Raw genomic sequence first — 11,226 nt, forward strand, 5'->3', positions numbered from 1 at the left:
TTTCACTCCTAATGGACAAATTCAGGCAGCTGGCCAGTGGGTAAGTGTATAGAAAGACTTTTCAGTTTTTCAACTGAAAGCTTCACTCCTCAAACCCTGCAGCCCTCTGCCTATAAATAGATTGCAGCTTTATAACGGATTTTAGACAGCTCGTATGACATTTTTTTGAAGCAATCCGTCACATTTTACTTACATGTACATCCCACCGTTCACCGGGATTGTAGCCCCAGTGACGTATGCCGCACCGTCGGATGCAAGAAAAGCGACCACAGACGCGATCTCTTGAGCTTGCCCCAGACGACCCAGCGGAATCTGCGTCTGCAAGGCTTCACGCTGTGCTTCAGGCAGTTCGCGCGTCATATCGGTGTCGATAAACCCTGGGGTTACCGAGTTGACCGTAATCGAACGCGAACCGACTTCACGCGCCATTGCACGGCTGAAACCTTCCAGACCGGCCTTGGCGGCTGCATAGTTTACTTGGCCTGCGTTGCCCATGGCACCCACCACCGAGCCAATACTGATAATTCGGCCCCAGCGCGCCTTGGTCATACCGCGCAGAACGCCCTTGGACAGGCGATACAGACTGTTCAGGTTGGTATCGATCACGTCGTACCACTCGTCGTCTTTCATGCGCATCATCAGGTTATCGCGGGTGATGCCGGCATTATTGACCAGGATTGCCACCGGCGCACCGAACTGTTCCTGAATACCCGCCAGCACTGCACTGACCGATTCATCGCTGGTGACATTGAGTTCGAAGCCAGCGCCCTGAATACCGTTTTCCTTCAGGGTCGCAGCGATACGCTCGGCACCAGAAGCGGAAGTCGCGGTGCCAATGACGATGGCGCCCTGACGACCCAGTTCCAGCGCGATAGCCTGGCCGATGCCGCGGCTTGCACCGGTGACCAGTGCAACTTTACCTTGCAGACTCATGCAAGTTTCTCCTGATTCAGGCTTGCGCTGCGCGAGCGGCAGCGAAAGCGTCTGGGGTATTGAGGTTGGAAGTCGCCACGCCTTCGGCGCAACGCTTGTTCAGGCCGGCCAGGACTTTGCCCGGGCCGCATTCGACCAGATTGGTCGCGCCTTTGGCAGCGAGAGTCTGTACCGACTCGACCCAGCGCACGGGCTTGTACAGTTGTTCGAGCAGATCACGCTTGAGGGTTTCCAGATCAGCCGGCACTTGCGCGCTGACGTTCTGTACCACCGGGATCTGCGGCGCCTGCCAGTCGATGGCGGCGATGGATTCGGCAAAGCGCTCGGCGGCCGGACGCATCAGCTCGCAGTGCGACGGCACGCTCACCGGCAGCGGCATGGCACGCTTAGCGCCACGCGCCTTGCAGCCTTCGATGGCGCGCTCGACGGCAGCCTTGGCTCCGGCAATGACCACTTGGCCCGGCGAGTTGAAGTTGACCGCGCTGACCACTTCACCTTGCGCCGCTTCGGCACAGGCAGCCAGCACATCAGCATCTTCCAGACCGAGGATGGCAGCCATGCCGCCCTGCCCGGCCGGAACAGCTTCCTGCATCAACTGACCGCGACGCTCGACGAGCTTCACCGCATCAGCCAGTGTCAGGCTGCCGGCAGCAACCAGCGCGCTGTATTCACCCAGGCTGTGACCGGCAACAAAAGCCGGACGCGCACCACCTTCAGCCAGCCACAGACGCCACAGGGCGATCGAAGCGGTCAGAATGGCCGGTTGGGTTTTATCGGTTTGATTGAGCAGCTCTTCCGGGCCATGCTGGGTCAGCGCCCACAGGTCATAGCCCAGAGCCTCAGAGGCTTCTTTGAAAGTTTCGAGGATCAACGGATATTCCGCGCCCAGCTCGGCCAGCATGCCGAGGGACTGCGAACCTTGTCCAGGAAAGACGAATGCGAGGGAAGCAGACATGTAACAAGCCCCTAATGATCTTGTCGTCGGAAAATGGCGCCCCACTGGGGACGCAAGAAACTGACAGTTGGATGGCCCTTTGAACCGGGCGGTCACATTTAAGCATTGTCCGACGAAAACGCCTAAGACAACAAATCCTCCAGACGGCCGTGGAGACGCTCGGGAAGATTTTCCTGAATCTCGATCAGCGCACGGGAAATAGCACTCTGAAAGCCCTGAACACCGGCCGAACCGTGGCTTTTCACCACGATACCCTGCAAGCCGAGAAAGCTTGCGCCGTTATGTCGTGCCGGCGCCAGATCCGCCTGCAAACGCTTCATCAGCGGCAACGCCAACGCCCCCACGACACGAGAGGCCAGATTCTTTTTGAACAGCGCCTCGATACGCGCAGCAATCATCGTCGCCAGACCTTCGCTGGACTTGAGCAGGATGTTGCCGACGAAACCATCGCACACCACAACATCCGCCTCGCCGCGATACAAACCGTCGCCTTCGATAAAGCCGATGTAATTGATGCCACGGGCAGCCTGCAACAGCGTCGCAGCCAGCTTGACCTGCTGATTGCCCTTGATGTCTTCGGTACCGATGTTCAGCAGCGCGACGCGCGGGCGATGGATACCCAGCGTTTGCGCCGCAACAGAACCCATCACCGCAAACTGCAGCAGATGTTCGGCACTGCAATCGACATTGGCGCCCAGATCGAGCAACTGGCAATAACCCTTCTGCGTCGGAATCGCGGCAACCATCGCCGGACGATCGATACCCGGCAACGTCTTCAGCACGAATCGCGACAACGCCATCAGCGCGCCAGTATTGCCGGCACTGACACAGGCTTGAGCCTTGCCATCACGCACCAACTCCAGAGCAACACGCATCGACGAGTCCGGCTTGCCACGCAACGCCTGGGTCGGTTTTTCGTCCATGTTGATGACTTCGCTGGCCGCAACAATCGTCAGGCGCGCGCGATCGGCAGCCGATTGGCCGTGGATCAATTCTTCAAGAAGGGAGGGTTGACCGACGAGGGTCAGGTGCAGCGAGGGCGTAGCAGACAGGCAAGCGAGGCTGGCCTGAACAATGCTGCGGGGACCGAAGTCCCCGCCCATTGCGTCAATCGCGATGACTTGAGCGGACAAGTGATTACTCGTCAGCGCCCTTGTCGATCACTTTACGGCCACGGTATACGCCTTCTGGCGATACGTGGTGACGCAGGTGAACTTCACCAGTGGTTTTTTCTACAGACAGGGTGCTAGCCTCGAGAGCGTCGTGCGAACGGCGCATGTCACGGGCAGAGCGGGATTTTTTGTTCTGCTGAACAGCCATAATTGATTAACTCCTAAACGTTTGGGTCACGCTTTAACTGCGCCAATACACTGAACGGGTTGGACCGCGTTACCTCGTCCTCGCTCGGTTCGGGCTCATCTGCTCCCGCCGGCTGCTGGCATTCTTCCGGATGATGAGCAGGCACAATAGGCAAGGCAAGCAAAAGCTCTTCCTCGACCAGTGACTGCAGATCCAATGGATCTTCGCCCAGTTCCAGCACGTCATAACCTTTCGGTAACGACTGGGTATTCGCACCCTCCTTCACTACAGCGTAACTGCATTCGCTGTGGATCGGCAGGGTGACCAGCTCAAGACAACGCTGGCAAACCATTTTGACCTCGGTGTCGATAAAGCTGTGGATCACCACAGATTTACGTTCATCTCGTTCAAAAACGAATTTCGCCTGCACCGTACCGACATCGTCGGAAAGCGGGTCGCAGAGTCTCTTCAAATCGGCCAGCAGCAGTTCACCTTGAAGGGTGGTGCCACGGTCAGCCAATTTGCGCGGGTCAACGTGAGGTGGAATCGGGTCATTCAACATAGGCGCAGCATTATAGGGATGCACCCACCCATGTCAAAGGAAATTGTGCCCTGTCCGTCACTTGCGTGCCTCCGCTAGAATTCGCACCTGCCTCAGGAGACGCGAATGCTGCCTTTATTACTTGCTTCAAGCTCGACCTATCGTCGGGAATTGCTCGCCCGCCTGCACCTGCCGTTCGTCTGCAGCTCGCCGGATATCGATGAAAGTCACCGCCCGGGCGAATCGGCGATCGAACTGGTCAAGCGCCTCGCCGAACAAAAAGCCCGGGCATTGGCTGACAGCTATCCCGCCCATCTGATTATCGGCTCGGACCAGGTTGCCGTGCTCGGCGAGCAGATCATCGGCAAGCCGCATACCTTCGAGAAGGCGCGCGAGCAACTGATGGCTGCCAGTGGCGCCAGCGTAACGTTCCTCACCGGCCTGGCTCTGCTTAACAGCCAGACCGGCCAATGCCAGGTCGACTGTGTGCCGTTCACCGTGCACATGCGCCAACTCGATCAGGCACGCATTGAGCGCTACCTGCGACTGGAGCAGCCCTACGATTGCGCGGGCAGCTTCAAGGCTGAAGGACTGGGCGTGAGCCTGTTTCAATCCACCGAAGGCCCTGACGCCACCAGCCTGATCGGCCTGCCGCTGATTCGCCTGATCGACATGCTGTTGGCTGAAGGCGTGCAAATTCCCTGACCCACAAAAAACCGGCCATCAAGGCCGGTTTTTTTCAGCTGCAACTTCTTAACGCAATGAAGGCCCGTGGAAACCCATCCACATCGCCAACTGCTCAGCCACACTGGCACCGAGCTTCTTCGAGAAACGATCGAACGGCGACTCCTGAACGGTGAAGTCGACCAGCTCTTTCTCGCCAATCACATCACGCGCCACCGAACTGGCATTGCCCAGACCATCGATCAAGCCCAGCGGCAGCGCTTGCTCACCCGACCAGACCAGCCCGGAGAACAGCTCCGGATGTTTTTTGTCTTTCAGACGATCGCCACGACCCTGCTTGACGCTGTTGATGAACTGCTTGTGCGTGGTGTCCAGCACCGTTTGCCAGAACGCCGTTTCATCAGACTTCTGCGGCTGGAACGGGTCAAGGAACGACTTATGCTCGCCCGAGGTGTACGTGCGACGCTCGACGCCCAGCTTCTCCATGGTGCCGACAAAGCCGTAACCGGCCGCCGTCACACCAATCGAGCCAACCAGACTCGCCTTGTCGGCATAGATCTGATCCGCCGCACTGGCAATGTAATAAGCACCGGAGGCGCCCAGATCGGAAATCACCGCGTAAAGCTTGATCTCCGGATGCAGACCGCGCAGACGCTTGATCTCGTCATACACATAACCCGATTGCACCGGACTGCCGCCAGGACTGTTGATGCGCAGGATCACGCCTTTGACCTTCTTGTCCTCGAACGCCGCCCGCAGGCTGCCAACAATGTTGTCGGCACTGGCCGGCTCTTTGTCGGCGATCATGCCAGTGACGTCGATCAACGCGGTGTAGTTCGGCCCGCGTGTGGCGCTCTTTTCCATGTCCATCAATGGTGTGAACAGGATCAGCGCAACAAACAGATAAACAAACGTCAGCAGCTTGAAGAAAATCCCCCAACGCCGCGAACGACGCTGTTCCTGAACACCAGCCAGCAGAGTCTTTTCCAACAGCTTCCAGCTTTTTTCGTCACCGCCGTCGGCACTTGCCTTGGCCGGTGCTTTCCATTCGTCGGTCATGCCATCCACCCCAGCAAAAACGTATTAGGCCTGCTTTCCCAGCCAGGCATGCAATTCGGAAAAACGGTCGATCGACAGACGTGGCTCGAATTGTTGCAGCGATTCGATCGATTGCGCGCCATAACTGACCGCGACCGAATCCATCCCCGCATTACGCGCCATCAACAGATCAAAGGACGAATCGCCGACCATCAAGGCCTGCTCCGGGCGCACACCACAATGAGCAAGGATCTGCTCCAGCATCAGAGGGTGCGGCTTGCTCGCAGTTTCATCGGCAGCGCGGGTGATATCGAAATAATCTTCCCAGCCATTAGCCTTGAGCACTCGATCCAGTCCGCGACGATTCTTGCCGGTCGCCACCGCGAGGTGATAACCCTGCTCGCGAAAGGACGCCATCGACTCGACTACGCCCTCGAACAACGGCGAAGGCACAGCCTCTGCGGCGATGTAGTGATCGGCGTAATACTCGCGAAACGCGGTCATTTCGGCGTCACTGATCTCGGGATACAGCGTGCGAATCGCTTCGGGCAAGCCCAGACCGATAATGCCTTTGACAGCAAAGTCGTCGCGCAACTCGAAACCGGAGCGCCCGGACGCCGAATGCATGGCTTCGACGATCCGGTGAATGGAGTCGGCCAGGGTGCCGTCCCAATCGAAAATCAGCAGTTTGTAATCAGATGGGCGCACTCAATCGCTCCACGGTCTTGGCCCACATTTCATCGACCGGCGCCTGCAAGGTCAGCTTGCCGCCATCGGGCAGCGGCACGGTCAGCATGTAGGCGTGCAGGAACAGGCGCTTGCCGCCCAGATCACGGATTTCCTTGGTGAAATCCTCATCGCCATACTTGCTGTCGCCAGCAATGCAATGACCGGCATGCAAGGTATGCACGCGAATCTGGTGGGTGCGACCGGTCACCGGTTTAGCCTCGACCATGGTGGCGAAGTCACCGAAGCGGCGCAGCACCTTGAACATGGTCAGGGCTTCTTTACCTTCTTCGTTGACTTCAACCATGCGCTCGCCGGAACGCAGATTGCTCTTGAGCAATGGCGCGCTGACTTTCTTGATCGAGGTCGCCCAGTTGCCGCGCACCAGCGCCATGTAACGCTTGTCGACGCCATCGCCGCGCAATTGCTCGTGCAAGTGGCGCAACATGCTGCGTTTTTTGGCGATCATCAGCAGGCCGGAGGTGTCACGGTCGAGACGGTGTACCAGCTCCAGCTCCTTGGCATCGGGACGCAACTGACGAAAGGCTTCGATCACACCGAAATTCAAGCCACTGCCACCGTGAACCGCAATGCCGGCGGGCTTGTTGATCACGATCAGGGCTTTGTCTTCGAAGACAATCGAGGCTTCCAGGCGCTGCAACAAGCCTTGGGCTAGTGGCACCGGCTCATCACGTTCAGGCACGCGAACCGGCGGCACGCGCACGATATCACCGGCCTGCAGCTTGTATTCGGGCTTGATCCGACCTTTGTTCACGCGCACTTCGCCTTTACGCAAAATGCGGTAAATCAAGGTCTTGGGCACGCCTTTGAGCCGGGCGAGGAGAAAGTTGTCGATTCGTTGGCCGGCATACTCCGGCGAGACTTCAAGCAATTGAACGCCTGGAGTCGAAGGGGCAGTAGTTGTCATGCCGCGGATGATAACAATTTTTATGGAATTGAAGCACTTAATCATTGCTGCTATAGTCGCGAACGCCGCCAAAAGCGGCCTGGACAGAGGAACCACGGTCAAAAACCGGCCCTGACCAACGCAATTCACCAGGACGCGAGGCCGTCCTACGGGGCTTTCGCTACGTAACGGTGGAGTTTTCAGTTGTAACAAGCGCAGGTGACATGAGGCCTGAATTACACCGTCGAGCAGAGTTTTTACTCGCCTGACAGGCACACATTCAAGGCCAGTTCACAAAGTGCAGTCAGCTGCAGATGACCCCGAGCGAATGCTTCGGAAACAACGCCTGAATTAGCCATGATGCGTGACCTCCCCTTTCGGAGCTCACGGTAAATGCCAACCCGCTGCGGATTCTGCGCGCGGCAGCACCCGAATTATCAGGGATACGTGTAGGGTGGAGATGCACAACCGCTGGACTGTGTAGCAATAGGCTTTATCAAGACGCTTCATCTCGTCCACAGCCGCTGGTTGATTCCTCCTCCTGACTGAGTGCTTAAGTAGCCACAGCAAGCAGGACGCGTACGTCGCTATATCGGCCCAATTGGCCGCATATCGCTGGACACGGGAATGGCCAACCACTCCCGACGCACCTGACACCGACCGTGAGAAGTCGTGTGTGCCGAACGCCGTTTCCGGCAGCCCGGAAACCGACGGTACTACATGAAAAGAATGCTGATTAACGCAACTCAACCCGAAGAGTTGCGTGTTGCACTGGTAGATGGCCAACGCCTCTACGACCTGGACATCGAATCCGGTGCACGCGAGCAGAAGAAGGCCAACATCTATAAAGGCCGCATCACTCGCATCGAACCAAGCCTTGAGGCTGCCTTTGTCGATTTCGGCTCCGAGCGCCACGGCTTCCTGCCACTCAAAGAAATCTCCCGCGAATACTTCAAGAAAGCCCCTGAAGGCCGCGTCAATATCAAGGACGTCCTGAGCGAAGGCCAGGAAGTCATCGTTCAGGTCGAAAAAGAAGAACGTGGCAACAAGGGCGCAGCCCTGACCACCTTCATCAGCCTGGCCGGTCGTTACCTCGTGCTGATGCCGAACAACCCGCGTGCCGGCGGTATCTCCCGTCGCATCGAAGGCGAAGAGCGCAACGAACTGCGTGAAGCGCTGAACGGTCTGGTCGCACCAGCCGACATGGGTCTGATCGTGCGCACTGCCGGCCTTGGCCGCAGCAGCGAAGAAATGCAGTGGGACCTCGACTACCTGCTGCAACTGTGGACCGCCATCAAAGAAGCCTCGCTGGATCGCTCCGCGCCATTCCTGATCTACCAGGAAAGCAACGTGATCATCCGCGCCATCCGCGATTACCTGCGCCAGGACATCGGCGAAGTGCTGATCGACAGCGTTGAAGCCCAGGACGAAGCCCTGACCTTCATCCGCCAGGTGATGCCGCAGTACGCCAGCAAGATAAAGCTGTACGAAGACAGCGTACCGCTGTTCAACCGTTTCCAGATCGAAAGCCAGATCGAGACCGCTTTCCAGCGCGTCGTTGAACTGCCTTCCGGTGGTTCCATCGTTATCGATCCGACCGAAGCCCTGGTGTCGATCGACATCAACTCGGCGCGCGCCACCAAAGGCAGCGACATCGAAGAAACCGCTCTGCAGACCAACCTTGAAGCTGCCGAAGAAATCGCCCGTCAGTTGCGCCTGCGCGACATCGGCGGCCTGATCGTCATCGACTTCATCGACATGACCCCTGCCAAGAACCAGCGCGCCGTGGAAGAAAAAGTCCGCGAATGCTTGGAAGCCGACCGCGCTCGCGTGCAGATCGGCCGCATCTCGCGCTTCGGCCTGCTGGAAATGTCCCGTCAGCGCCTGCGTCCATCGCTGGGCGAAAGCAGCGGCATCGTTTGCCCGCGTTGCAACGGCACCGGCATCATCCGTGACGTTGAATCGCTGTCGCTGGCGATCCTGCGCCTGATCGAAGAAGAAGCCCTGAAAGACCGCACCGCCGAAGTGCGCGCCCAGGTGCCGATCCCGGTCGCTGCGTTCCTGCTCAACGAAAAACGCAACTCGATCACCAAGATCGAACTGCGCACCCGTGCCCGCATCATCATTCTGCCGAACGACCACCTCGAAACCCCGCATTTCGAAGTTCAGCGTCTGCGTGACGACAGCCCGGAAGCTGCGACCAACCAGTCCAGCTACGAAATCGCCGCTGCCGCTGCCGAAGTCGAAGAAGTCCAGCCAGCCGCCGCGACCCGCACCCTGGTTCGCCAGGAAGCCGCGGTCAAGACTGCTCCGGCCCGTGCCAACGCTCCGGTTCCAACCGAAGTCGCCGCCCCGGCCGCTGCTGCACCAGCTCCAGTCGCTGCACCAGAGCCAAGCCTGTTCAAAGGTCTGGTGAAATCGCTGGTCAGCCTGTTCGCCACCAAAGAAGAGCCAGCCGCTCCGGTTGTGGTTGAAAAACCAGCCGCCGAACGTCCGGCCCGTAACGAAGAGCGTCGCAACGGTCGTCAGCAGAGCCGCAACCGTAATGGTCGCCGCGATGAAGAACGCAAGCCACGCGAAGAACGTGCTCCACGTGAAGAACGTGCGCCACGCGAGCCGCGCGAAGAGCGCGCGCCACGTGAAGCACGTGAAGTCCGCGAACCACGTGAAGCTCGTACCGAAGCGCCAGTTGCCCGCGAAGAACGTGCACCACGCGCTCCGCGTGAAGAACGTGCACCACGTGCGCCGCGCGAAGACCGCAAGCCACGCGGCGAGCGTGAAGAGCGTGTGCGTGAACTGCGCGAGCCACTGGACGCCGTTCCAGCCGCTGCAACTGACGTTGCCGTTACCGCTGAAGAACGCCCGACCCGTCAGCCACGTGAAGAACGCGCACCGCGTCCGCCACGTGAAGAGCGTCAACCGCGTGCCGAACAGGCCGCTGCTGCCGTCGCTGAAGAAGAAGTGAACACCAACGAAGAGCAACTGCCGGAAGACGGTTCGGAGAACGCCGAAGGCGATCGCCCACGTCGTCGTTCGCGCGGTCAGCGTCGTCGCAGCAACCGTCGTGAGCGTCAGCGTGATGCCAACGGCAACGTGATCGAAGGTTCGGAAGAATCCGAAGCCGGCGAAAACGCTGAAGCGCCAAGCACTGCCGATCTGGCTGCTGGCCTGGCTGTGACCGCCGCTGTTGCCAGCACCGTGATCAGTGCACCGGCCGAAGCTCAAGCCCACGAGCAAGCTGAACGCGCTACCGCGGCTGTTCAGGAAACCGCTCCAGTGGAAGCGCCGGTTGTTGAAGCGACTACTCCAGTAGAAGTGGTTGCTGCTCCGGAAGTCGAAGTGGCTCCAGTTCAAGAGACCCTGCCTCAGGTAGAGCCAGCGCCAGTTGTGGCTGCGGAGCCGGTGGTTGAAACCGTCGCAGAAACCGTAACCGAAACCGTGCGTGAAGTTCGCGAAGAGCAGACTGCCTTCAACTGGGTTGCCGAACCGACTGTTGCTGAAACCCCAGCGCCAGTGGTGGAAGCACCGGTTGTTGAAGCGCCAGTGTTCGAAACCCCGGTGTTTGAAGAACGTAAGGCTGCCGAACCAGCACCTGTCGTTGAAGCAGCGGTTGTCGAAGCACCCGTGGTGACCGAAGCGCCAGCCCCGGTGGTCGAAGCTCCAGCACCGGTCAGCGCTCTGACGCCAAGCGGCCGCGCGCCAAACGACCCACGTGAAGTGCGTCGTCGCAAGCGTGAAGAAGAGCGTCTGCAGAAGGAAGCTGAACTGGCTGCCGCTGCTGCGCCAGTCGCTGCCGAGCCAGCCGTGGTTGCTGAAGTGGTCGAGGCAGCGCCTGCCCCGGTGACTGAAGAAGCTGTGGTTGAGTCGGTGATTGCTGAAGCACCACGCTCCGTTCAGGACGCGGTCGAGCAGCACCAAGAGGCCGAGGAAAAAGAACACGAGCCTAAACCACTCGTGTAATTTCCAAAGCCAATAAAAAGCCCCGCCCGATTATTCAGGCGGGGCTTTTTTATGCCTCGATTTTTTGTGCTGGACTCTAGATCCAACCCCCTCACCCCAGCCCTCTCCCCGAGGGGGCGAGGGGGAAAGGGAGCCGATCTCCGTGTGTTTCAAGGCCGGAGTTCGACTCGAAGTTTCAGGTCG

The 11,226-nt window shown here is 58.9% G+C and carries 10 protein-coding genes; 2 read left to right on the forward strand and 8 right to left on the reverse strand.

The genetic code is table 11. The annotated features are described in order from the left end of the window. Window positions 1-189 precede the first annotated feature (189 nt). The 5 genes from fabG to AC0ZWN_RS03580 all read right to left on the reverse strand — a co-directional run bounded on the left by fabG (window position 190) and on the right by AC0ZWN_RS03580 (window position 3,749). Complete coding sequence (fabG, locus tag AC0ZWN_RS03560) at window positions 190-933, reverse strand: 3-oxoacyl-ACP reductase FabG (protein ID WP_034155354.1); 744 nt, start codon at window positions 931-933, stop codon at window positions 190-192. 16 nt (window positions 934-949) lie between these two features. Beyond that, on the reverse strand, window positions 950-1,888 hold the full coding sequence (gene fabD / locus AC0ZWN_RS03565) for an ACP S-malonyltransferase (RefSeq protein ID WP_476334074.1): 939 nt from the start codon (window positions 1,886-1,888) through the stop codon (window positions 950-952). A gap of 122 nt (window positions 1,889-2,010) precedes the next feature. Continuing rightward, window positions 2,011-3,021 (reverse strand): phosphate acyltransferase PlsX, encoded by a 1,011-nt coding sequence (plsX, locus tag AC0ZWN_RS03570; protein ID WP_476334075.1) that lies wholly within the window; start codon window positions 3,019-3,021, stop codon window positions 2,011-2,013. Between the two features lie 4 nt (window positions 3,022-3,025). Then, window positions 3,026-3,208 carry a 50S ribosomal protein L32 gene (gene rpmF, locus AC0ZWN_RS03575; protein ID WP_003179396.1) on the reverse strand — a complete coding sequence of 61 codons (183 nt, stop codon included), beginning with the start codon at window positions 3,206-3,208 and terminating at the stop codon, window positions 3,026-3,028. Between the two features lie 13 nt (window positions 3,209-3,221). Next, the gene (locus tag AC0ZWN_RS03580; RefSeq protein WP_038364482.1) at window positions 3,222-3,749 is read right to left on the reverse strand and encodes a YceD family protein; all 528 of its coding nucleotides are present in this window, start codon (window positions 3,747-3,749) and stop codon (window positions 3,222-3,224) included. A gap of 105 nt (window positions 3,750-3,854) precedes the next feature. Between AC0ZWN_RS03580 and AC0ZWN_RS03585 the strand changes: the two genes are divergently transcribed. Continuing rightward, window positions 3,855-4,433 (forward strand): Maf family protein, encoded by a 579-nt coding sequence (locus AC0ZWN_RS03585; RefSeq protein ID WP_116256273.1) that lies wholly within the window; start codon window positions 3,855-3,857, stop codon window positions 4,431-4,433. Between the two features lie 48 nt (window positions 4,434-4,481). Here the strand turns inward: AC0ZWN_RS03585 and AC0ZWN_RS03590 are convergent, their stop codons facing one another. From AC0ZWN_RS03590 to rluC, 3 genes are read right to left on the reverse strand one after another with little or no spacing between them, the layout of a single operon-like run. Continuing rightward, a complete protein-coding gene (locus AC0ZWN_RS03590) occupies window positions 4,482-5,471 on the reverse strand; it encodes a S49 family peptidase (protein ID WP_476334076.1) in 990 nt (329 codons plus the stop codon). 24 nt (window positions 5,472-5,495) lie between these two features. Then, a complete protein-coding gene (locus AC0ZWN_RS03595; protein ID WP_099756910.1) occupies window positions 5,496-6,158 on the reverse strand; it encodes an HAD-IA family hydrolase in 663 nt (220 codons plus the stop codon). After that, window positions 6,145-7,104: a 23S rRNA pseudouridine(955/2504/2580) synthase RluC gene (gene rluC, locus AC0ZWN_RS03600; protein ID WP_038364486.1), complete on the reverse strand. Its 960-nt coding sequence runs from the start codon at window positions 7,102-7,104 to the stop codon at window positions 6,145-6,147. Before rluC ends, AC0ZWN_RS03595 begins: the two co-directional genes overlap by 14 nt. 699 nt (window positions 7,105-7,803) lie before the next feature. Between rluC and rne the strand changes: the two genes are divergently transcribed. Next, entirely contained in the window at window positions 7,804-11,043 is a 3,240-nt protein-coding gene (gene rne / locus AC0ZWN_RS03605) for a ribonuclease E (RefSeq protein ID WP_476334078.1), read from the forward strand. The last annotated feature ends 183 nt before the right edge of the window (window positions 11,044-11,226 follow it).

The organism is Pseudomonas sp. 3B-A001-10F (assembly GCF_056313565.1).

Excerpts from the sequence above, each read along its gene's own strand:
- fabG (WP_034155354.1), bottom strand. The coding sequence starts at position 933 with ATGAGTCTGCAAGGTAAAGTTGCACTGGTCACCGGTGCAAGCCGCGGC.
- fabD (WP_476334074.1), bottom strand. The coding sequence starts at position 1,888 with ATGTCTGCTTCCCTCGCATTCGTCTTTCCTGGACAAGGTTCGCAGTCC.
- rpmF (WP_003179396.1), bottom strand. The coding sequence starts at position 3,208 with ATGGCTGTTCAGCAGAACAAAAAATCCCGCTCTGCCCGTGACATGCGC.
- AC0ZWN_RS03580 (WP_038364482.1), bottom strand. The coding sequence starts at position 3,749 with ATGTTGAATGACCCGATTCCACCTCACGTTGACCCGCGCAAATTGGCT.
- AC0ZWN_RS03585 (WP_116256273.1), top strand. The coding sequence starts at position 3,855 with ATGCTGCCTTTATTACTTGCTTCAAGCTCGACCTATCGTCGGGAATTG.
- AC0ZWN_RS03590 (WP_476334076.1), bottom strand. The coding sequence starts at position 5,471 with ATGACCGACGAATGGAAAGCACCGGCCAAGGCAAGTGCCGACGGCGGT.
- rluC (WP_038364486.1), bottom strand. The coding sequence starts at position 7,104 with ATGACAACTACTGCCCCTTCGACTCCAGGCGTTCAATTGCTTGAAGTC.
- rne (WP_476334078.1), top strand. The coding sequence starts at position 7,804 with ATGAAAAGAATGCTGATTAACGCAACTCAACCCGAAGAGTTGCGTGTT.